Source organism: Ilyomonas limi, from assembly GCF_005233845.1.
Taxonomy (GTDB): domain Bacteria; phylum Bacteroidota; class Bacteroidia; order Chitinophagales; family Chitinophagaceae; genus Ilyomonas; species Ilyomonas limi.
This window is the reverse complement of sequence record NZ_SZQL01000030.1, coordinates 1-23,176: the sequence shown is the minus strand read 5'-3', so window position 1 is coordinate 23,176 and position 23,176 is coordinate 1. Positions and strand designations below refer to the sequence as shown.

18 protein-coding genes, 1 tRNA gene and 1 pseudogene are annotated in these 23,176 nt (G+C 39.9%); 13 read left to right on the top strand and 7 right to left on the bottom strand.

Annotated features, from left to right (window positions below; translation table 11 throughout):
• Positions 1-181 precede the first annotated feature (181 nt).
• Entirely contained in the window at positions 182-2,608 is a 2,427-nt protein-coding gene (locus FC093_RS22125; protein ID WP_170971186.1) for a DUF5686 family protein, read from the bottom strand.
• Between the two features lie 296 nt (positions 2,609-2,904).
• Here FC093_RS22125 and FC093_RS22120 point away from each other — a divergent pair, with 296 nt between their 5' ends.
• From FC093_RS22120 to FC093_RS22110, 3 genes are all read left to right on the top strand, one after another.
• The gene (locus FC093_RS22120) at positions 2,905-3,867 is read left to right on the top strand and encodes a KpsF/GutQ family sugar-phosphate isomerase (RefSeq protein ID WP_137264001.1); all 963 of its coding nucleotides are present in this window, start codon (positions 2,905-2,907) and stop codon (positions 3,865-3,867) included.
• 12 nt (positions 3,868-3,879) lie between these two features.
• Positions 3,880-4,965: a mannose-1-phosphate guanylyltransferase gene (locus FC093_RS22115; RefSeq protein ID WP_137264000.1), complete on the top strand. Its 1,086-nt coding sequence runs from the start codon at positions 3,880-3,882 to the stop codon at positions 4,963-4,965.
• 171 nt (positions 4,966-5,136) lie between these two features.
• On the top strand, positions 5,137-5,688 hold the full coding sequence (locus FC093_RS22110; RefSeq protein WP_137263999.1) for a type 1 glutamine amidotransferase domain-containing protein: 552 nt from the start codon (positions 5,137-5,139) through the stop codon (positions 5,686-5,688).
• Positions 5,689-5,934: 246 nt separating this feature from the next.
• Here FC093_RS22110 and FC093_RS22105 read toward each other — a convergent pair whose 3' ends face one another.
• The gene (locus tag FC093_RS22105) at positions 5,935-6,096 is read right to left on the bottom strand and encodes a DUF1328 family protein (RefSeq protein WP_137263998.1); all 162 of its coding nucleotides are present in this window, start codon (positions 6,094-6,096) and stop codon (positions 5,935-5,937) included.
• A gap of 537 nt (positions 6,097-6,633) precedes the next feature.
• On the opposite strand from FC093_RS22105, the gene FC093_RS22100 reads away from it, so the two are divergent.
• Entirely contained in the window at positions 6,634-7,218 is a 585-nt protein-coding gene (locus FC093_RS22100; protein ID WP_137263997.1) for an adenylate kinase, read from the top strand.
• 291 nt (positions 7,219-7,509) lie between these two features.
• On the opposite strand, the gene recA is transcribed toward FC093_RS22100, so the two are convergent.
• Complete coding sequence (gene recA / locus FC093_RS22095; protein WP_137263996.1) at positions 7,510-8,553, bottom strand: recombinase RecA; 1,044 nt, start codon at positions 8,551-8,553, stop codon at positions 7,510-7,512.
• A 570-nt stretch (positions 8,554-9,123) separates the two neighbouring features.
• On the opposite strand from recA, the gene FC093_RS22090 reads away from it, so the two are divergent.
• Together FC093_RS22090 and FC093_RS22085 are read left to right on the top strand one after the other, a co-directional pair.
• Positions 9,124-9,465: a hypothetical protein gene (locus FC093_RS22090; RefSeq protein WP_137263995.1), complete on the top strand. Its 342-nt coding sequence runs from the start codon at positions 9,124-9,126 to the stop codon at positions 9,463-9,465.
• 395 nt (positions 9,466-9,860) lie between these two features.
• The gene (locus FC093_RS22085) at positions 9,861-10,205 is read left to right on the top strand and encodes a hypothetical protein (protein ID WP_137263994.1); all 345 of its coding nucleotides are present in this window, start codon (positions 9,861-9,863) and stop codon (positions 10,203-10,205) included.
• Positions 10,206-10,209: 4 nt separating this feature from the next.
• Here FC093_RS22085 and ppk1 read toward each other — a convergent pair whose 3' ends face one another.
• Entirely contained in the window at positions 10,210-12,303 is a 2,094-nt protein-coding gene (gene ppk1, locus FC093_RS22080; RefSeq protein WP_137263993.1) for a polyphosphate kinase 1, read from the bottom strand.
• A gap of 419 nt (positions 12,304-12,722) precedes the next feature.
• Positions 12,723-13,685 (bottom strand): PDZ domain-containing protein, encoded by a 963-nt coding sequence (locus FC093_RS22075; protein WP_137263992.1) that lies wholly within the window; start codon positions 13,683-13,685, stop codon positions 12,723-12,725.
• A gap of 213 nt (positions 13,686-13,898) precedes the next feature.
• On the opposite strand from FC093_RS22075, the gene FC093_RS22070 reads away from it, so the two are divergent.
• Both FC093_RS22070 and FC093_RS22065 read left to right on the top strand, forming a co-directional pair.
• Complete coding sequence (locus tag FC093_RS22070) at positions 13,899-14,084, top strand: hypothetical protein (RefSeq protein WP_137263991.1); 186 nt, start codon at positions 13,899-13,901, stop codon at positions 14,082-14,084.
• Positions 14,074-14,595, top strand: a complete 522-nt coding sequence (locus tag FC093_RS22065; protein ID WP_137263990.1) for a class I SAM-dependent methyltransferase — start codon at positions 14,074-14,076, stop codon at positions 14,593-14,595. Before FC093_RS22070 ends, FC093_RS22065 begins: the two co-directional genes overlap by 11 nt.
• Positions 14,596-14,642: 47 nt before the next feature.
• Here the strand turns inward: FC093_RS22065 and FC093_RS22060 are convergent, their stop codons facing one another.
• Positions 14,643-15,695 carry an AbiH family protein gene (locus tag FC093_RS22060; protein WP_137263989.1) on the bottom strand — a complete coding sequence of 351 codons (1,053 nt, stop codon included), beginning with the start codon at positions 15,693-15,695 and terminating at the stop codon, positions 14,643-14,645.
• A gap of 17 nt (positions 15,696-15,712) precedes the next feature.
• Positions 15,713-19,204, bottom strand: a complete 3,492-nt coding sequence (mfd, locus tag FC093_RS22055) for a transcription-repair coupling factor (protein ID WP_137263988.1) — start codon at positions 19,202-19,204, stop codon at positions 15,713-15,715.
• A gap of 168 nt (positions 19,205-19,372) precedes the next feature.
• Between mfd and FC093_RS22050 the strand changes: the two genes are divergently transcribed.
• From FC093_RS22050 to FC093_RS22030, 5 genes and pseudogenes are all read left to right on the top strand, one after another.
• A complete protein-coding gene (locus FC093_RS22050; protein ID WP_137263987.1) occupies positions 19,373-19,849 on the top strand; it encodes a YciI family protein in 477 nt (158 codons plus the stop codon).
• An 89-nt stretch (positions 19,850-19,938) separates the two neighbouring features.
• A tRNA-Ala gene (locus FC093_RS22045) sits at positions 19,939-20,012 on the top strand.
• 979 nt (positions 20,013-20,991) lie between these two features.
• A complete protein-coding gene (locus FC093_RS22040; RefSeq protein ID WP_137263986.1) occupies positions 20,992-21,789 on the top strand; it encodes a hypothetical protein in 798 nt (265 codons plus the stop codon).
• 530 nt (positions 21,790-22,319) lie between these two features.
• Positions 22,320-22,823, top strand: a complete 504-nt coding sequence (locus FC093_RS22035) for a UpxY family transcription antiterminator (RefSeq protein ID WP_137263985.1) — start codon at positions 22,320-22,322, stop codon at positions 22,821-22,823.
• Between the two features lie 216 nt (positions 22,824-23,039).
• A pseudogene (locus FC093_RS22030) lies at positions 23,040-23,176 on the top strand (Vi polysaccharide biosynthesis UDP-N-acetylglucosamine C-6 dehydrogenase TviB); the annotation flags it as partial.

The window sequence follows — 23,176 nt, the reverse complement described above, 5'->3', positions numbered from 1 at the left end:
TATTTTAGGAGATGTTTTTCGGATAATGATTTTACTGATATTTTCTGATATACCTGATGGAAGAAAGTACTCGACTTACGCTGTGTTCCTCTGTGTTTTGCTCCTGTGTCTCTGTGATTTAAAACTCACGTACGCGCTTAAATGTTCCATCCTTATCCCTTGTGCCTGCGCGTCTTTGCGGTTATAAGCTCAGCCGAAACCCAAAGAAAACACCGAAACGGTCGGCTTGCTGTACTGGTAACGGCTGAGGCAATACACGCCAGATACAATCTATGCGGAAGAATTTAAAAATGTTATCTATGCCCGTGCCCACCTCCATATACAACTTCCCATCCAGCGAGGAGAACGGATGCTCACCTACAAAATTGAGTTGCTTATTGGCATCGCTAAGACTACCCACTACGCCTTTCACCTCCCAAAACTGGCGGAGCTTCATTTTACGCGTAAGCTTGGTATAGCGAAAAATACCGCTGCCAATGTTGTGTTCCAGGTTAAAGCCTGCATACTGATCGCTGATGTACTCGAAACGGTGCATCAGGTTGAAGGAGTTGCGGCTGTAATAATACCAGTCATTGCCCGGCTGAATATTAAGCAACTGATAAGGTAACGTGCCCCAGGTTTTGCCTGCAAAAAAATTGTAGTACAACTCGCCATAAGGCGTTAGTTTAATATAATCGTGTACGGTAAAATCTATTTTATCAAATTTATAACTGCTGCTCAACAATCCTTTAAAACCATGTGTGTAATAAACATCCACCATCGGGTAAAGGCTACCCAGCGTGTAATGGTCAAAATTTTCGTCGTACGTGCGTTCCTGATATGCGTATCGCAGGTGCAATGTAACTTCAGAAGCATTCATCGGTTCGCCGCCTTTTACCGGAAACAATTCTTTAGAAGGCAGGTTGAGTAATGGCGTAAACCGGCGATTTTGCACCAAAATACCTATACCAAAGCCTTTGTTGGTTTCTGTGTAATATTGGGCACGGCGTGTTTCAATCTGCTGGTATTTGCTTTCAATGCCGGGCTTACGCAAAAAAGAAGCAAACAAATTATCGCTGCTCAACTGATCGTATGTGGTTTGCCCGTTGTCAATATCTTTTTTATAAAAAATACTTGCATACGAATAGGGCTGTTTTCGAAAGCGGTAGCGGGCTTCCAAGCTCCCTTTCAGCGCCTTATCGGTAAAGCCGTAAGCTGCATAGCCTTTAAAATACCAATGTTTGCTAAAATCGGTATTGGTAGATAAATCGAACCGTACGCGTGTGCCTTCCCAACGGTTGGAAGTAAGCCAGTAATACCATGGACCAATGCGTATATTGCCAATATCTTTTACACCTGTGCTAAAGAAATGAATGAGATTGCGGTAACGGACATACGTTTTATTATTCTCCAGCGTATCCAGCACTTTATACACGGTTTGTTCGTTGTTGTTGAGCGGTTCGTGACGGTTTTTTTGCCAAAAAGAATCCGGCTTATTCAATACGCCGTGCAGTACAATCATGTCTTCGCTCGGCTTGCTTTTAGCCAATTCGTTATCAACGGCGGTATCATTGATGAGTACATGCTGGTAAGTGGTGGTTTTGCGGCCCTTAAAGCTGACGTGCTTTTTGCCAAGCGGCGACAGGTCTGCCACAAATTTATCTTTATACAAAAACCATGTACTGTCGCCCACAAATTTATATTCCTGAATAATACTTAAGCCGGTAATGAAATTGATGTTCGCATCAGTAGAAGGGCGCATGGTAATCTTTTGTATTGCGAAAGACGTATCGTTTACCCAGCAATCGCCGGTAAACAGGTTGGCCCCCGGATGTTTTGGCTGAAACAGAAAATGCACCAGCCGTTTTTTATTGAGGTATTGTGTATCCTGCAGTTTGAATTTGTAAAAAGCATCGGCATTATCGGCAAAAGGACTTACAAAATATTTATCAAAAACCGGGATAGTATTGTCGTACACATTCACATTCTGGTATGTGCTGCCGAGGTATTTAATCAGGCTTTCATTATCCAAACCATTGGTGATAGAAGCTTTAATAACTTCGCGGGTGCGGTAAGGCTGGCGTTGTTTGTAAAAATCAGATAGTGTCTCAGTCAGATATACCGGAAGGTAAGGTTTGCTTTCCGATGTAGTATCTACGTAATCCAGCACAAAGTTTAGTTTCTTAAGCAAAGGCAAGTTGCCCAGTTTATCTTTATTTACATTATCAATATCCAATTCCAGTTTGTTATACACTTCGTAGCCGTAGTTGTCAAACCGGCGCATATCGTTCTTAGGTTTGGCCGCAACTACCTTTTTCCAAAACCACAAGGCGCGGTTGTATTTGCTTTTTACTACCGCTTCGTTTTGCGGCGGCAGCACTTCCAGTTGTACTGTTAGCTGTGCAGAATCTTTTAATGTATTAAAAGGAATGTACACTATTTTGTAGCCTACACTGTTTATTTCCAGCGTATCACTTGCCTCGATGCCAACAATATATAAAGAAAATTTGCCCAGCGAATCGGTGAGTATTCCCCTGCCATCTTTGCGAAAAGTAACGGCAGCAAAAGGGATGGGTTCGTCGCTTTGCTTATCGGCTACAATACCGGAAATAGTGGTAGATTGCGCCATCGCCAAAGAACTTATAAGCAGTAGTATACATACAGAAAATAGCCGGTTGCGCCTCATAACGCCGCAAAAGTAATTGGATAAATAATGTTAACCCTTTTCTTCATTGCCTAATAACAGCCGGCGTTCCTGTTTGGGTATAATAGCCATACTATTTAACATTGTTATATGTTTCTAAATTCACTTCTAACTCTAACAAATATTAGATATTACTTCTTCCATATTCCATAATTCCCACTCCTAACTGCCTGTTTACAATTAACTACTCACCACTCACAACCATTACCTTTGCCCACGCTATGGCGGCAGATATTCTTACAACAGCAATACAAACCATCCGTTCCGAAGCACAAAGTGTAGCAGCGCTTACTGCTTTTATCAATGATAATTTTGAGAAAACAGTTACTGCTATTCATCAAAGTAAAGGACGCATTATCATTAGCGGTATTGGTAAAAGTGCAATTATAGCGCAAAAGATTGTGGCTACTTTCAACTCCACCGGTACGCCTGCCCTTTTTATGCACGCTGCCGATGCGATACATGGCGATTTGGGCATGATACAGCGGGAGGATATGGTGATGATTTTAAGCAATAGTGGCAACAGTCCTGAAGTAAAAGCGTTGGTGCCACTGATAAAAGGCTTTGGTAATAGGCTGATTGGAATGGTAGGCAATACCCAATCTTACCTCGCTGCACATGCCGATTTTGTTATAAATGCAAGCGTAGTGGCAGAAGCTTGTCCCAACAACCTTGCTCCCACCAACAGCACCACTGCACAAATGGTAATGGGCGATGTGCTGGCAGTTTGCCTGATGGAACTAAAAGAATTTACCGAGCAGGATTTTGCCCGTTATCACCCTGGCGGCAATATTGGCAAGCGGTTATATTTACGGGTAGAAGATATGTATAAAATAAACCCAAAGCCTTGTGTGCAGCTCATTACGCCGGTGAAAGAAGTAATTACCGAAATATCGCGTAACCGCTTAGGATGCACGGCGGTATTGGATGAAGCAAACAGCCTTATAGGCATCATTACTGACGGCGATGTACGCCGTATGCTGGAGCAGCACGATAACATCAGTCTGTTGCAGGCGAAAGATATTTACTCCAAACATCCCAAAATCATCGCACCACAGGCACTTGCCATAGAAGCACTGAATGTGATGAAAAAACACGATATTACGCAATTGATAGTAGTGGATAACAACGTATATGCAGGAGTGCTACATTTGCACGATTTACTAAGGGAAGGCATTATATAAGCCTTTATAAAAATGGAACAACAGCACAATTACGTAGCCATTATGGCTGGTGGTATTGGCAGCCGCTTTTGGCCGCAAAGCCGCGTGTCTTATCCCAAGCAGTTTCTCGATATTTTAAATACAGGCAAAACCCTTATCCAGTGGACGTTTGAGCGGTACAATCAGTTTATACCGGCAGAAAACATCTTTGTTGTTACCTCGCAGGAGTATGTGCATATTGTGGAGCAGCAGTTGCCCGGGCTACCGGCACAGAATATTGTTGCAGAGCCAAGCCGTAAAAATACCGCACCCTGCATAGCATACATGGCTTTTAAACTGCAGCAAAAAGACCCTGATGCTACCCTCATCATTACGCCGAGCGACCACCTGGTGCTGGACACAGAGGAGTTTGAAAGAATTTCGGGGGAAGCGCTTGCATTTGCCAAAGAACATAATGCGTTTGTAACCTTAGGCATTAAGCCTACCTATCCCAATACTGGTTATGGCTACATACAGCACGAAACCGAAAGTGTGGCGCCAAATGTATTTAAAGTAAAAACATTTACTGAAAAGCCCGATATAGAACTGGCAAAAACCTTTATTGCCAGCGGCGACTTTTTGTGGAATGCCGGCATTTTTGTGTGGAAAGTAAAAGATATTATTCATGCTTTTGAGCAATACCAGCCTGAAATGTACGAGCTGTTTGCAGTGGAGCACGACAATTTTAATACTACACACGAGCAGGAAGCAATTGAGCGCGTTTATCCATTGTGTACCAATATCTCTATTGATTATGCCATTATGGAGAAGGCTGATAATGTGTATGTCATTCCATCTTCGTTTGGCTGGAGCGACCTCGGTACCTGGAACAGCGCTTACGAAAACCTGGAAAAAGATCATTTGGGCAATGCCGTATCTGCCAATAATGTAGTGGTGATAGATGCAGTAAAGTGCATGGTTTCGGCGCCATCTGATAAACTGTTGGTATTACAGGGTTTGAACGATTTCATTGTGGTAGATACACCCGATGTATTGCTAATTTGCCAGAAAGAAAAAGAACAGGCTATCAAAGAATTTGTATCGGAAGTAAAGCGCAGCAAAGGGGATACGTATTTGTAAGCTACCAGCCTCAAACGACAAGCTGCAAGCATTTAGCTATGAGTTGCGGGTGGAGACCACACGTTGCGTATTTAGCTGAAAGCGGTATAAATGTTAAGGTTTTAAGGATAGTTAGCAGGGGAATAATATTTGGGAGTTTGTGGTTTTATTTAAAACTACAAACTCTTTTTTATGGCCAAATTATCAGGAAAAAAGATTGCAATTATTACCGAAAACGGTTTTGAACAGGTAGAATTGACTGCTCCTAAAAAGGCGTTGGAAGATGCAGGTGCCAAAGTAGATGTAGTATCGCCGGAGAAAGGTAAAGTAAAGGCTTGGGACCACGATCATTGGGGAATTGAAGTGCCGGTAGATGTGGAATTGAAAGATGTGGACGCAAATAATTACGATGGATTATTAATTCCCGGTGGTGTAATGAACCCCGATAAAATGCGTATGAACCCGGATTGTGTGGCATTTGCTCAACAGTTTATGGACAGTGGCAAGCCGGTAGCTGCCATTTGCCACGGACCGTGGTTGTTGGTAGAGGCAAACAGAGTTAAAGGTAAAACAATGACTTCATACCCTTCTATACAAACCGATCTTAAGAATGCGGGTGCCAGTTGGGTAGATAAAGAAGTAGTAGTGGATAATGGCCTTATTACCAGCCGTTCACCCAAAGACCTGGATGCTTTCAATAAAAAAATAGTGGAAGAATTTGCAGAAGGCAAGCATCAGCGGTAAATTGCCCTCACAGATAACACAGATTCGCACAGAGGATGTGCATCTTTTTTACTTTTCATCTGTATCTTTCTGCAAAAAGAAAGGTATAGGCTATAGAGTAGCAATAATGATCCCTTTTATTTTATACACAAAAAGCCTTTGCTGTTTTGCAAAGGCTTTCTATTTGAAAACTAATAAAAGCTGTGTTTCCGTTGCTACTCCATTATTCGTACAAACACAGCTTTCTGTCCCTGTAATTTGTACACACTAAGATGCCGATCTTCCTCTTATCAAAGAAAGCAGGAACAATACTAAGAAAATAAAGAATAAGATTTTGGCAATACCTGCTGCACCTGCAGCAATGCCTCCGAATCCAAATATAGCGGCTATAATGGCTATAATAAGGAATGTGATAGTCCAGCCTAACATAACAATAATATTTAAAGGTTAGAAAATGCAATAACACTTATAAAAATTCAGAAAGCGTGCCAAAACAGTTGGAGTGTGGAATGTACACACCACACTATTAGCCACATTTTTTAGTTGTATTCGTGCAATTTGTTCATTTACTAACTGTTAAGACGCGCTTAATACGCTCATTTAATTGCAATAATTATATAATTACTTATGCAGTAAATGTTGTAGGCAATACAAGCAAATAAAACAGGAGACAGTGCTCAATCGTTGGTTTTATGCTATTGTATTTGACGGTTTGCAATTGGAGAGATGAAAATAGATGCTGAACGAATGCACAGAGCAAGCTTCCGTACATCATTGTACATTTATCTTACACCTTAGCTTATACTTTGTATTTGTTTTTCTATAATCGTGCTATTGTTTGGCAGGATGTGTAGGCAGTAAATAAGTGCTTTATATACACTTAATAAAAGTTGCATTTAATTTATTTCGGTGCATATTAGCTGTTGCATCTTATTTTTGTTGGCATAACCAACCTGATAAAGGAGCATGTTTAATATTATTCTGTTTGGCCCGCCGGGTAGCGGCAAGGGCACTCAAAGCCAAAACTTAGTGGAAAAATACAGCCTGAAGCATTTGAGCACCGGTGATCTATTGCGCAGCGAAATAGCTGCCAGAACACCGTTGGGTATGGAAGCTAAGGGTTTTATGGATAATGGTATATTGGTACCCGATGAAGTGGTGATAGGTATGATCAGTTCGGCACTGGAAGCCAATCCAACAGTAAAAGGTTTTTTGTTTGATGGCTTTCCGCGCACATATGCACAGGCCGAAGCATTAGACAAATTATTAGCCTTACATAAAACCAGTATTGCACTGGTGCTGGCACTGGAAGTAAGTGAAGAAGAACTGGTAAAACGCCTGCTCAACCGGGGACTTACCAGTGGCCGAGCCGATGATGTAAATGAATTAGTAATAAGAGAACGGATTATAGAATACCAGCGCAAAACTACCGTGGTGGCAGATTATTATCGCGAGTCGGATAAAGTAGTTACCATCAATGGCGAAGGCAGTGTAGAAACCATATTTAATGCCTTGTGCAACGCCATTGACCAGCGCATGGAAAAGGAGTAAAAGAGTTATTGTGCAGAGTGGTGTTACTTGTCCTCATGCTGCCCGTAGCGCAGGCACCAACACGAAAATCGTATTATAATAGTTGTGCCATAGCAACTGCAGAACAATAGGCAGCGTTACTTTTAAATTATTTTTTAGGCTTTTGCCTACCTTAAAAGAAATACTTTGAAGTTGTAATAAAAAGAGCATTTATACAAACAAAAAAGTCGCTCTGTAGAAACAGGGCGACTTACTTACTAAACCAACTAAAAACTATCTTTAGTACTGCTTTGCAGCAATATTTTTATTCTTTTATTCCACACCATCAGCAGGTACTGCAGCTGCTGCGGGAGTACCTGTACCTTGCGATTCTGCAATTTTAGCTCTTATCTTTCCTTCTATTTCGTTTGCCAGTTCTTCATTGTCCTGCAGCAATGCTTTTACAGCTTCGCGCCCTTGGCCAAGTTTATTGCCCTGATAGCTAAACCAGCTACCACTTTTGTTTACAATGCCCAGTTCAACACCCATATCTATAATTTCGCCAACCTTGCTAATGCCCTCACCAAAAATGATATCAAACTCTGCTGCGCGGAAAGGAGGTGCCACTTTGTTTTTTACTACTTTTACTTTTACGTGGTTACCTATCGCTTCATCGCCATCTTTTATTTGTGCAGCGCGGCGGATGTCCAACCTTACCGAAGCATAGAATTTTAATGCGTTACCACCGGTAGTTGTTTCAGGGTTACCAAACATCACCCCTATTTTCTCGCGCAACTGATTAATGAAAATGCAGATGGTATTGGTCTTGCTGATGGTAGCCGTGAGCTTACGTAAAGCCTGGCTCATTAAGCGCGCCTGCAAGCCCATCTTGCTGTCGCCCATTTCGCCTTCCAGCTCGCCTTTTGGTACCAGTGCAGCCACAGAGTCTATCACAACTACGTCTATTGCACCAGAGAGGATAAGCCGGTCGGCAATTTCCAAAGCCTGCTCGCCATAGTCTGGTTGAGAGATGAGCAGATTGTCAATGTCCACACCCAGTTTTTGTGCATAAGAGCTGTCAAAAGCATGCTCAGCATCAATGATGGCGCAAATGCCGCCTTTCTTTTGTGCTTCGGCAATTACGTGGGTAGCAATAGTGGTTTTACCGCTCGATTCGGGTCCGTAAATTTCAACTACACGACCTTTTGGCAAGCCACCAATGCCGAGCGCAACGTCCAGACCGATAGAGCCGGTAGAAATGGCTTCATTCAGCCTTTCCGGTTTTTCGTTCATCATCATTACGCTGCCTTTACCAAAGTCCTTATCTATTTTGTCAATAGTCAACTTCAAGGCCTTTAGTTTATCTGCATTACTCATGTTAGATTATTTCTTTTGTTGTTCAAATTTAATTAGCATGTAAATGTACAACAATAAACTTTTTCACACTAATCTTTTTAGCACAATTTTGTTAAGAAAATAGTTTATGTATATACATTATTATATATTTATAACAAAATAATAAATATATCATTAGGATATAAATTATTTTATTAACACTAAGTAGATAACACTCAACAGAATTTTGAGAATGATTACAAATTTTACACCGCAATACTCAAAATTGTAGTAATCAGACAACCTGTTTTAAACAAAAGTCCGGAGTTTTCTAACAAGGGTTTAAGCGTGCTTGCCAATTCTTATTTTGACAACTTTGCGCTTTAAACGTCCATTAAACTTTGAACTTATCATTCCAGTCTCCATTCTAAAAAAACTATATATTTGGACCGGCGGAATAAAACACGGATATGCTATATATTAAATTTTTGCTGTAAAACACATTATAACAAAAATTACCTCTTTTTCAACCACTTATCCCCAACGTGTTTACTAACAATTGTTGTTAAAGCTAAGCTGCCTAACTTGCACCGCAGATCAATATCTTAACTTATGGTACAGATATGCAATCAATCCGGCAAGCCGGAAGCTTACCTTGTTAAAAACATCATCGTAAACCTTACCAACTTCGATGCAATTGGTGTAGTCCTTGGCAACTGTATTTTCAACAAGCAGGGCTTGTTTGTAGGCAAAACACGCCGGCATTGCATATACAATCAGCAAGGCGAAATTGTAGGCACCATGCTCCTCAGCGAGCAGGAGTACGATGCTTTTAACAGCCAGATCATCAACGATGGCTGGCGCATAGTAGAACAAATAAAAAACCACGGCTGCTCCTGGATAGAAGAAAAGCAGCAATGGGCTAATATGTCTTTTAGAGAAGTACTTGCATAAAAATTTACTTTAAACCCCTTATCATTATTTATTTTTCCGGCTGTATGCTTGCATCTATAGCCGGTAGCTGTTTTTTGTGTGTAATAATAATCCTGTATCCTTATAAATACACGCCTTTTTGGAATTGCTTTCCGCTGGCTATAATGATTAGCTTTATAATCTTAAAATCATCATAGCCTTGCCATCTTCCCTGCGCCATTCCGCCCCTGCACACATACATGTACTATGGCTCTGTTATTTGTATAATATCCAAATAAGTAGTATTCATGCTTTCTGCTCGCAGCTCATAACTCCAGGTTCACAACCTGCAGCTTGCAGTTACTTTCTTTTAAACCTTAACATTACAGCCCCTAAGGCAGAACTACATTTGTAATACTAACTAAAACAACAAAAACATGGAGAACGGACAAAAAGATGTACAACGAACGCTACCAGGCAAAAAAGAATTGAAGAAGCAATTGACTGATAAAATGGAAGCTGCTCTGCCTGAACTGCGTGCCCTGCTGGGCGAAAAAAAGTTTTTGCGCCGTATAAAAAAGGCTGCAAAAATATTGATAGAAGGCTTGCATAAAAATGACATAGGGGGTATGAAGCAATCGGCTGCAAAAGCTGCTACAGCTAAGAAGAGCGCTACAACAAAAGCAATAACAAAGAAAGCCGCTGGTCAAAAAACGACCGTAGCAAAAGCAGCTCCTGCAAAGGGAGCAAAAGCCGCTAAGAAAGGGAGTTCCGGTAAGTAATACATTATGCCAGTGCCGGCGTGCCCTTACGTACCGTTGTTTTTTGTAGTAAATACTTGTAAATTTCTATTTGCGAGCGAGTTTTCTTTTCGCCGGGTGCTGCCGGTACATATTGATTGCTTAGCTCGTCATCAAGTATGCGGGCTTTTACGTTATCGCTCAATTGTATGGCAATAATATCTTTTAATTCCTGCTGTATTTCCGGATCGTAAATGGGCACCGCCGCCTCTATACGATGGTCGAGGTTACGCACCATCCAATCGGCAGAGGAGATATACATTTTTTCTTTGCCGCCGTTGCGAAAAGAATACAGGCGCGCGTGCTCCAAAAACTGATCTACAATGCTAATGGCAGTTACATTGTTTTTGGCTTTTGCACCCTCAAACTTTGGTGAGTAAATGCCACGTATAATGAGGTGCAGTTTTACACCGGCATGTGCAGCTTCGTACAACTTCAGAATGAGTTTTTCATCGCTTAGCGAATTAAGCTTTAGCGTAATAATGGCTTTCTTTTTGGCTTTAGTCTGCTTAATTTCTTTATCTATCAAATGCGTTAATTGCTGCCGTATGTTGGTGGGTGCTATCATCAACGTTTTGCAGGCAAGCAAAGGCGCATCACTCTTTGGGTTTTCAAGATAGCGGAAGATGCGGTTGATGTCGGCCATTATATTGCGGTTAGCAGTAAGCAGGCAAAAATCAATATATACATTCGATGTTTTTTCGTTGAGATTGCCGGTACTTACAAAACCATATTCCTGCGTGTGCTTAAGATTGCGCCTTTTAATGACGCATACCTTGGCATGTACCTTCAGGTTGGGCAAGCCTACCAATACTTTTACGCCTTCGTCTTCCAGCCGTACTTTCCATTCGAGGTTGGCTTCTTCGTTAAAACGGGCGCGAAGTTCCAGCACTACCGTAACCTGTTTGCCATTGCGCGCCGCATTAATCAATGCGTTTACAATGGTAGATTCTTCGGCAAGCCGGTAAGCCGTAATTTTTATAGAAACAACATCCGGTTCAATGGCTGCTTCGCGCAGTAAATCGGTAATGGTATTAAAGGTATGGTAGGGAAAGCACAGCATAATGTCTTGCTCCAGCACTGCCTCGGTTACACGTGTGCGGCGCTGCAATGCCGGATGCGTAAAGGGTTGTACCAGCTTTTTGCCATGCGGCGGAAACACATCCGGGAAGTCCATAAAATGCCGGAAGTTGTGAATGCGGCCGCCGGGAATAATATTATCGCGCCGTGTAAGATGCAGCTTTTGTATCAGGTATTCGAGCAGGCTGCTGTTCATCTCTTTATCATATACAAAGCGTGTTGGCTTGCCCTTGCGCCGGTTTTTTAAGCCTTTCTCTATCTTTTGTACAAAATTGGTAGAAAGGTCAGTATCAATATCTATTTCCGCATCTTTGGTAATCTTGAAAATATGTGCATCGTACCGCTCGTAGTTGAAATAAGAAAAGATATACGGCAGGCTAAAGCGAATAACATCTTCCAGCAAAATAATGTATTTATTGCCGTTCTTTTCGGGCAGCGTAACAAAGCGCCCCAGCACTCTTGACGGCACTTCAATCAATGCAAATTTTTGTGCATACGCCTGCGAAACATTGCTCATCACTACGCCTAAAAAAATACTTTTTTCGCGTAGGTAGGGCAATGCGGGTACATCTTCTATCAATAGCGGGATAATGTTGGAGCGTACTTTATCTATAAAATATTCTTTTACATACTCCTGCTGTTCTTTATCCAAATGTTTTTCGTTTATCAAAAAAACATGCTGCTGTTGCATCTCAGTACAAATGTGCGCCCATATCCTATCAAACTCGCTTTGCTGCTTTAGTACCGTAAGTTGTATGGCATCCAGCACAGCATGTGGATTAGATACACGATGCATATTTAGCTTTTTGCCGCCAAACTGTATCATGCGCTTGAGTGTGGCTACGCGCACACGAAAAAACTCATCGAGGTTATTAGAAAAAATACCTAAAAAACGAATCCTGTCTCTGAGCGGTACCGTTTTATCGTTGGCTTCCTGCAACACACGGGCATTAAAAGAAAGCCAGCTAATATCGCGCGGTATAAATATTTTTTTTTTCATGCAGATGAAATGAAGATAAGCTAATTGTAATCAATGGCTTATTGCTAATAGTTTGCCAAACGGAACGAAAATTTGAGAAGATGCCTGAGATGAATGGGATTAAAGGCGGAAAAAGAATATTGCTTTAATTTTATTTGCGTTTTAGCCTCTTCACGGTTTGATGCCCTTACTCGCATAAAAGCTCAATAAATATTTTACAGTTGCAGTGTGCGACGCCTCTACAGCTTAATTTTTATTCTGCAGCTCGTCCCATAAAAAAGAAAAAACACCTTGCTGTGTTTTCATACTACTCCTAATAAAAGAAGAAACGATTAGGTTTATGTTGTTACAATAAAGCCACAAAGCATCACAGCTTGTTTAAAGCAAAAAACCACTGTAAAAACAGCGGTTTTTTGCACATGATAAACTCTATATCGGGATTACAAATCAGATGTTTGCAGCGGCTTTGGAATGTGTACGGTTGCAGATTGAACAGTACCGTTGCGCTTGTATTGCAGCTTTACATCATCGCCGGGCTTTATCTCTTTCAACTGATCTTTTATATCCTTTACACTCTGCACGGCTTTGCCATTCACTCCGGTGATTATATCATCTTCTTTCAATCCGGCTTTGGCAGCTGGCGAATCATCGTCGTTGATGTCCATTACCTTTACGCCCTGGCTATTCTCGATATCCTGCACACGTAAGCCTAAGCGTGGCTTATTATCATTCCATTCAAAATTGAAAGCAGGATTATTTCTGAACACATCAAAGGCATCATCGTTGTTGCTCCATGCAAAAGCACGTGACTTATTCTTGTCCAATGTAGCTGTTGCGGTGCTTTCTTTGCCATCACGCATATAGGTGATGGTTATTTTATCGTTGGGCTTGTATTTGCCTATAGCATCATATACATCGTCGGCGTCTTCTATTTTAGTATCATTGATTTTCGTAATTACATCACCCTCTTTCAAGCCAGCTTTATCGGCAGCACTGCCTTCGGTTACTTCATTAATTTTTGCACCATTATCGGCATCTGTTGGCATAATACCCAGCATTGCATCGTTGTCGCGATAATTGAAGTTTCTTACAAAAGCTTTAGCGCCACCTTGCGGAAACATGGGTGGCACCGCAGGCATTACAAAATCGCGGTCTCTGCGAATAACCTGTACATCGCCATCTTTAAAGTCCTTTGCGGATTTGCCGTTGATGGTTATATTATCTCCATCCACAACAATGGTGAGCTTTTCTTTGTTATCGCCGTTCTTATGAATGATGATGCTTTCACCTTTATCGTGAATGGGTGGTATAGGCGCTGCAGGTGGGATGGGGGCTGTTTGTGCAAAGCCGGCGCATGCAATAAACGCCAGCAATAAAGCAGATGAAAATCGTAGTTTTTTCATAATAAAAAGTTTAAGTACGAAGAATTTAGTAGTTCAAATGTAAAGAAGTTTTTGAAATACGAAAACTTTCGGAAATGTTAAATGAGAAAATGTAGAAGTATGCCTCAAAGGTGTAAAGGAGCGGAGATGTATGAAAGGGAATAAGTACATTTTTACTTACCTATCTTTAGAATGAACTATCAACATTTCGGATGGTGAGACACCCGCCTAAATTTGAAAAAATATTCCTCCCAATTATTTGTAAACAGTGTTGTGCAGTTTTTATGGTATTACCGACACTCTTTACTGCGGCAGTTGCCGGAGGTAGCATTCATCCTGTTGGTGAAGAACACCAACATGGGCGGAAGTAGCGTGTATAAGTTGATGAATAAACCTATCTTTAGCTATTATGACTTTTAGCGAAGCAGCACAATTCTTATCAGCTACGCCCATAGATAATTTACAGCCGGCTCAATGGGCAGATTTGGGTTGCGGCAATGGGCTGTTTACAACCGTTTTATCAGCAAGATTACACAGCGGAAGTAACATTTATGCAGTAGATAAAAGATTACCATCCAGTTTGCAAACTGCAAACAATGAAATAACCATTACGCCTGTAAAAGCAGACTTTGTGGAAGATGATTTAGCCCTGTATGGATTAAGTGGTATTTTGATGGCGAACGCATTGCATTATGTAAAAAACAAAACAGCATTACTGCAAAAGCTTAAAACATACTTGTTGCCAGATGCCATTTTTATCATTATTGAATACGATACTACAAGAGCGAATCAATGGGTTCCTTATCCTGTGCCGTTTACGGAGTTACAGGAGTTGTTTGCGGCAAATGGCTTTCAGCATGTTCAAAAAACCGGTGAGCGAAAATCATTGTATCAGTCTGGGAGAATGTATGTGTGTTTGGTGAAAACCTGAGGGGTTGGGGTTGTTGGTGTTTTATAAAATGAACGCATGAGCAAAACTTATGAAAGTTTATTTTGCGGAATGAAACTCCTTATGTCTTTATTCAATATTTTTCTACGCATCATATCCTTATTATGAGGTTTAAAATGTCGTGAGATTTCTTGAGTAATTTCTTTGAAATTATCACTACCATCATTTCTAACATGATAAAAGATTTCGATCCTTTTACAATTCGGATGTTCAAATATTGTATTTAATAAAATCCGGTCCGATAAGCCACAAGAATGTCCTACTATAAAAACTTCATAAGGTGCTGAGTCTATATAAGAAAGTAGATCATGATAATTATGTGTTTGAAGATAACCAAAGGACTTTATATGTTCTAAATATACATTCTCGCCTGAATCTTCAATATTTTGATAAGCAGGATCACTTTCATCCCCATAGCCAAAGATGATTGGGTTATTTTTTATGTTAGTAACTCTACCGTGAATATGAATTATATCGTCTTCATTTGCATAATCTTTTAGTTGCAGTGTATCTGTGTAGTTAAAATTTAAAAACTTAATTTCAAAGTTTTTACTGACAGTTTTAAAGGCTCGTTTTAGATTAGTTGCAGAATTATCTATTTCTAATTTAGGTACATTTAAAATAATTTTATTTATTGTTTCGATATAATCCGCAAGTTGAAGAATTATAAAATCAAACTCTTTATTTAGCTTTGTAACAACCTCTTTTTTATTGTTTATATTAGGATTGGAAAAGTAGTTTTTTAATAAATTAAAATATTCTCTTTCAATATCAACCCAATTATTTGTTTTAAAAGTCTTTAATAAGCCATTGAAAAATTTAGACTGGTAATTAACATGTTGATATTCATTAGATGAAATAAAGGTCAATACATCTTCGAAAGTTTTAGGCATTTGAGCAAACCTTGAATACATACCACTATACTTATTTGAAATTGTAATTAAAGAATCAGAATAGTGTTTGTTTTCACAAAACCGTTCAAAAGATTTACACATATACCAATCCAAGAAATTCTTGTAGCTTGTTTTAAGCCCATGTGCTAAATCAAAACCATTACCAATTATGGTTAATCTATTGTACATTTTCAAATATAAAAATTTTACCCCACCACACTCTCCGCGCTCACCCCAATCACTTCTGTATGCATGCGCTTTAAAAACCGATGCATGTCATTCATATCCTTCACATCATCACTAATCAGTAAAAAGTTTTTACCGGCTTGTTTTAAACGCGCTTTGTTGGTGCCTGTTTGCAGGTAATCCAAAATGCGCTTAAACAAATCACTTTCAAAATATGGCGAGTCTGGACGGTTGATGAAATAACAACGCAGCGTGTTATCCTTTAAACTCATTTTCTCAAAGCCCAAATCTATTGCTAAGCGGCGGCAGCGAACGGTGGTAAACAAATCTTCCACCGGCTTTGGCATCGGTCCAAAACGGTCTTGCATTTCTGCATGAAAAGCCTGCAACTCACGTTCATCTTCGCAATTATCTAATCGTGTATAAAGCGATAAACGTTCAGTAATACTTTCTACATAATCATCTGGTATCAATATTTCCAAATCGGTATCAATGGTGCAGTCTGTTACATAATCATCCTGCTTGCTGATCTCTTCTTTAAACAGATCTTTGAACGAAGTACGCTTCAGTTCGCGCACTGCTTCATCCAAAATCTTCTGGTACATTTCAAAGCCAATCTCTGCCATAAAGCCGCTTTGCTCACCACCCAGCAAATTACCTGCACCACGTATATCCAAATCGCGCATTGCAATCTGGAAACCGCTACCTAACTCACTGAATTGCTCTAATGTTTGCAAGCGCTTACGGCTGTCGGTCGGTAAGGTGCTCATCGGCGGAGCTAACAAATAACAAAACGCTTTCTTATTACTGCGACCCACACGACCGCGCAACTGGTGCAAATCGCTCAGGCCAAAATGATGTGCATTGTTTACGATAATCGTATTCACATTCGGGATATCCACGCCGCTTTCTACAATATTGGTACACACCAGTACATCGTATTTTCTATCTATAAAATCCAGAATCTTTTCTTCCAACTGGTCGCCTTCCATTTGTCCGTGCGCGTAAGAAATACTTAAGTCCGGACATTGCGCCTGTATCATGGCAGCCATTTCGGGCAAGCCTTGTACACGGTTGTGAATAAAGAACACTTGACCTCCACGCTCTGTTTCATAATAAATCGCATCGCGGATAGTTTCTAAATTAAATACCTGCACTTCGGTTTGTATCGGTTGCCGGTTAGGTGGCGGCGTATTGATAATACTTAAATCGCGTGCGCCCATCAGGCTAAAATGCAGTGTGCGTGGGATAGGTGTTGCGGTTAATGTTAAGCAATCCACATTCGTTTTCAGTGTTTTCAATTTCTCTTTATGCGCCACGCCAAACTTCTGCTCTTCATCAATAATCATTAAGCCCAGGTCCTTAAACTTGACATCTTTACTTAGTAATGCATGGGTGCCTACAATGATGTCCACTTTACCATCTGCAACTTTCTGGTAGGTTTCTTTTTTTTCTTTTGATGATTTAAAGCGGTTCACATAATCTACACTTACCGGAAACTCTTTCAACCGATCTTCAAACGTTTTATAATGCTGAAAAGCAAGAATAGTGGTTGGTACTAATACTGCCACCTGTTTGCCATCCAACACTGCTTTGAATGCCGCACGAATGGCGACTTCTGTTTTACCAAAACCCACATCACCGCACACCAAACGGTCCATGGGCGATTGCTGCTCCATATCTTTCTTTACATCAGCAACAGCCTTTGCCTGGTCGGGCGTGTCTTCATAAATAAAAGAAGCTTCCAACTCAGATTGCATGTAATTGTCGGGTGCATACGCAAAGCCGTGCTGTGCTTTACGCTGTGCGTATAATTTAATAAGGTCGAAAGCAATTTCTTTAACCTTCGTTTTTGTCTTTTCTTTCAGCTTATTCCATACATCGCTGCCCAGTTTATTAATCTTCGGCTCCGTGCCTTCTTTGCCGGTGTATTTGCTTATTTTGTGCAGCGAATTAATGTTTACATACAATATATCGCTACCTTTATAAATGATGCGCACCGCTTCCTGCAAGCGACCAGCTACTTCTATTTTTTGCAAGCCGCTGTAGGTACCCACGCCATGATCTATATGTGTTACAAAATCGCCGGGTTGCAGGTCCCGTAAGGTTTTAAGCGTAAGTGCCTTGTTTTTATTATATGCTTGTTTTACACGGTATTTATGATAACGCTGAAAAATCTGATGATCGGTATAGCACACTATTTTCAGGTCTTCATCTATAAAACCTTCGTGTATGCTGGTAGCAACAGGTACAAATTGTATTTCCGTTTTTAAATCCGTAAAAATACTGTGCAGCCGCTCTAATTGCTTTGCCTGTTCTGCAAAAATATAAATGCTGTATTTGGCAGCTTCGTGCGCTTTTAAATTCGTAATCAGCAAATCAAACTGGCGGTTGAAAGAAGGTTGTGATTTGGTGTTAAATTCAATTTCAGTAACTGCAAATTGTGGCTTATAACCAAACTCTACAATGTGCCGCTGTTGTATTTGCCGCTCTATTGTTGCTGCCGGCGAGAAGTCCGGCAGGCTTACTTCTTTCAGAATGGTTGTTTCATCTTCTTCCTCGTTTTCACCTTCCAGCAAGGCTGCTGCTTTTTTGGTAAAGCCTTCTTTTTTTAGTCTTTCACTTTCTTCCTTTAAGTGCTCGGCTTCCGCTTTTGTTCTTTCTAAATACAAGCCCAGGTCTTCTTCCTGCACTTCTATTTTTTCCTTAATTACATCCCAGTCTTTTAGCCATACAATGGTGTTTTCGGGAAGAAATTCAAGCAAGGAAACTTTATCGCCGGTTTCAAATTGTGTCTCTACATTGGGAATGATGGATACCTGCAACAGTTTGCGCTCACTCAACTGCGTTTCAGGATCAAAAATGCGGATGCTGTCCACTTCGTTGCCAAATAATTCTACACGGTACGGTTTTTCATTACCGAAAGAATAAATATCCAAAATACCGCCGCGCAGTGCATATTGCCCCGGCTCGTACACGAAATCGCTGCGCACAAAACCATACATGCTAAAAAGTTCGAGCAAACTTTCGAGGCTAATGGTATCATTCACTTTAATGTTGATGATATTGCCGCTGAGTGTCTTTGGCAGCACCACTTTCTCGAACAATGCTTCGGGATAGGTGACCACAATCTTTTTATTACCACCGGCAGATAACTTCGTCAACGCTTCGGTTCGCAACATGACGTGCGAGGAGTTGAGCAGGCGGAAATTCTTCCTGTTTTTAAACGAAGAAGGAAAGTAAAACAAGTCTAATGCGGAGGTTAAATTTTCCAGTGTATTCTGAAAATAAGCTGCTTCTTCTGCATCGTTCAACACTACCAAATGATTCAAACTCTGCGTGTTAGGATGTGCAAATACAGATGCCACCATAAACTCTGCGCTGCTGCCCTGCAGGTTTTTGAGAAAAACTTTTTCGGAAGACTGATCGGTTGGGGCAAAAGAAAGCTGGTGCGTTAGCTGAATAACGCGCTTTTCATTTTGATACTGCTGTAGCAGTGTATGTAGATTCATAAATCGGACTGCAAAAGTACTAAATATGTAGGTTTTATACCAGTTTGGAGGTGTAAGGGAATGTTAGAAAAACAGACAACAAAAGCGATGCTGAATGTTGGTGTAAATTCCGGTTGCTTATGTCCTTAAATTCTTATTTTTACTGTATAACCATTCAACTAATCTGCTATGAAAAAAGTGTTCTTTTTATGGATATTTTTTCTTTCCTCATTGCTGTTTTGTTTATCAGGCATTGCACAACAAAAGCCCAATAAAGATTACGATTCTACATTAGCCAAAAAATTAGGTGCCGATGAAAGAGGTATGAAGATGTATGTACTTGCTATGCTGAAAAGCGGCACTGCCACGGGATTAAGCCAGCAGCAACGCGATAGTATTTTTGCCGGTCACTTTAAGAACATTAACCGGCTTGCCAGCGAAGGCAAATTGCTTACTGCTGGTCCGTTGGAAAAAAATGATCAAAATTATCGTGGCATTTATGTGTTCAATGTTTCGACTGTAGAAGAAGGAAAGCAATTAGTAGCCACCGACCCCGCAGTGCAGGCAAAAGTGTTTGATTTTGATTTGTTTTTGTGGTATGGCACGGCAGCTTTCATGCAACTGCCCGAAATTCATACCCATATTCACAAATATGCATTTGAATAAGCAATTATTGGTAGCGAATGAGGACGGATAATTTTTTATAAATGTTTTTGCAGGCAACTGGAAACCTTTATTTTTGCCTCCCTGCAAACGGGGAATTAGCTCAGCTGGCTAGAGCGCTTGCATGGCATGCAAGAGGTCACCGGTTCGACTCCGGTATTCTCCACCTGATTATCAAAGCGCTACAACAATTATTGTAGCGCTTTTTTATCTTCTAAAACTAAGATTTGGTTTAATTCAATTATTACACCGTCACACAAAACATGAAGAATAATGCCATTGAATGTTTGATAGATGTTGATTATATTTAGTAATGGCCAGTGTAATAATGACATAGAGATAAACGAGCTTTTAAGAAGCAAGTAGTTCTTCTGCTGAGCTGGTTGATTTTTACTCTGAATGAGGTGCTTACTCCTACTACGGCTTTTGTAAACTGCTTACCAATGAGATACTGGTAAAAGGGCAGTTAGGCTGTAAATACCTGGATTGCTTATGCAGATACTCACTCTAAAACTGTTTAAAATACCGACTGCATTTCCATTCCTTACTACCTTTATCAACAACCGGTGAGGACACATAATTCCACCTTGTTTGCATCACAACGTACAAGGCAATTTCGTCCCGCTATCTTTCTTCTTCTCTTCAACTTCCAGCATATATTTAATAATACCGCCCTAAATTTAAACTGTATTGATGAAATAGTACCCTATATTTGGCAGGATACATATATTAATATAATGGATAAACCGTTGAAGGAGAAGGGTAATATAGCTACAATCATCCGAAAGGAGGTAGAAGAAGTATTTGGGCGCAGCGTAACTTCTTATGGTGATTGCAGTTTGCTCTGTACCGAGATTTTCAATAAAACCGGTTTCTCTCTTAATCAAAATACACTGAGGCGTTTTTTTGGGCTGGTGAAAGCAAAATATGCTGCTTCAAATTCTACGCTTATCATACTGGCAAAGTACTGTAATTACGATTCTCCCGACGAAATGCTAATACTAAAGGAGCGGAACAGTGATCGGGCATTGCAGGAAGAAGATCCCAGTGTTCTTTTTTACTGTCTTAGTCTCTTTAAAGAACTGCAGATAAAAAATGAAAATGATGATGCTTTCCTTACGTTTATGGGACATACCATCAGCTTTTTGCAAAAAAAGCCGGAACTAATTGAGAAGTTTCAGCGTGCTGTTGCAAAAACTACCATTGGCCGTAAATTTTATTTTGAGCATTTTATCAATATAGATAAACTTAGTTCCTTTTTCGGTTTAGGAATTAGATTTTATCTTAATGAAAATAAGACACCCGAAGGTCAATTGTTTGGATATTCTTTATTATGCACACGCGATTGGCTTACGAACAATCTTAAAGCGTTAAAAAAAAATTATGAATATTTACAGCGTCAAAATCTTTCACCTGATATGCCGGCGTTTGTTTATAGCTGGTACTTTGCAGGCAAACTTTTTTATGCAGATGAACATCAACCAAATGCTGAGCAAATATTGGCAGAAGCATACAATATGCATAATGTTATAAAATCTACTAAAAGTAGCCGCTATTTATACAATTGTTTTGAGTACCCGTTGTCTCTTGCCCTTGTTCTGACCAAGCACTATGAGGAAGCATTGTTCTATATCAATTATGCTTTTACAAATTACCAGCACAAAGAAGGTCACATAAGTGGTGGGTGTTATGAACAATTGTTGTTGTTAAAAGCTATTGCTCTTATAAAAATTAATGAGCAAAAAGAAGCTAAAGCGGTCTTTGTGCGGCTATACCCATCTGAATTTTATTTTACGTCAAAAAAACTCAGCACAATATTATACCTCTTGCTGGCATCTCTTTTAAAAGAGATTAATCAAAAGCAGTTCAGGCAATTTACTGAACTGATAAAGAAAACAGGATTTGAAAAGCTATCCAGTTTATCGGAAATTACTAATGTATAAAGACGTGTTGAAAGAATTAAGAACAAAAATGAACAAAAGGCTTATATTTAGCGTAAATACTTTTGCTGAGTGAAAATTCTAACCCTTAAGTTTTTAAACAAGGAAGAATACACATCAAAAATCGCTTACTATAGCGTATTCAGATAATTTGAAATAAGGTTCTTATCAATTCTGATTTTTTATATAAACCAAAACGTAGAGTTGATTAATTGCTGAATGCGCATTCGCTATACATATCCGTATTTCCTATGATGTAACCCTAACTGATACTTATCATAGGCTTTACAGAATCCAATTCAAAAAAAACATAAGGTATCTTGAATCCCAGGTAATGAATAATTAACTGGAATGCGAAGTGTGCTGTCTTGTGGTGTATATGTGCAAATCTTACCAAAACTGGTTTGCGCTTTTACGCCGATGTAGTAAAAAATTTATACAATAATAAAACCTGCTTAAGGTAAACATGTAAGCGGGATTGGCGATAGCCTGTCTATTGCTCACCAACCAAAGCTTAACTCTAAAACCTTTGTATGCTAAATACCAAAAAATGGTACGCGTTATACACCCGGCCCAAATTTGAAAAGAAAGTTGCCGAACTGCTTACCAAAAAGAACATTATCAATTACTGCCCGGTACGAAAAGTGAGTAAACAATGGGCTGACCGGAAAAAGATAATTCATGAACCGCTGTTTACTTCTTACGTATTTGTTTTCATTTCAGCAAAGGAATATTTTCTAACTTTAGAAACACAAGGTGTATTAAACTTTGTACACTGGCTTGGTAAGCCGGCTGTTATTAAAAACGAAGAAATCGAAGTTATCAAACATTTTCTTGCTGAATACCAATATGTTTCAGTAATCAAAAATATTCAATCCAACGATAAAGTCCGCATTCTTAATGGGCCACTTACGGCGCTTGAAGGTGAAGTTGTAGAGGTAAAAAATAAAACAGTCAAAGTACTGCTGCCCTCATTAGGTTATCACCTTCTTGCCGAAGTAGAAAAAGAGAATATTGAAATACTAAAAGCCGTTTAAAAACTATTGTTTTTTAAACATAGTCAAAAGTATTAATGCTGCTTTCACACATCGGCGCTAATACTTAACAGGAGAATTATGCCTGTTACTAAGCTTATGAATATAACAATTTTGCGGCCGGAAAATGGCAAAATTTATGCCATTCACCAGCCCTTTTAAAAATAATTTTTGTCTAACAAACTCTATTTTAACCTTAAAAAGATAATTACTGTTTTTATGTCAAGTTACAGGATTGCCATAATTGGTTTAGGCTATGTAGGGCTGCCGCTGGCGGTCGAGTTTTCGAAGTTGTACCCCGTCATTGGTTTTGATGTAAATGACAGGCGGGTGCAGGAATTACGGGCGGGTAATGA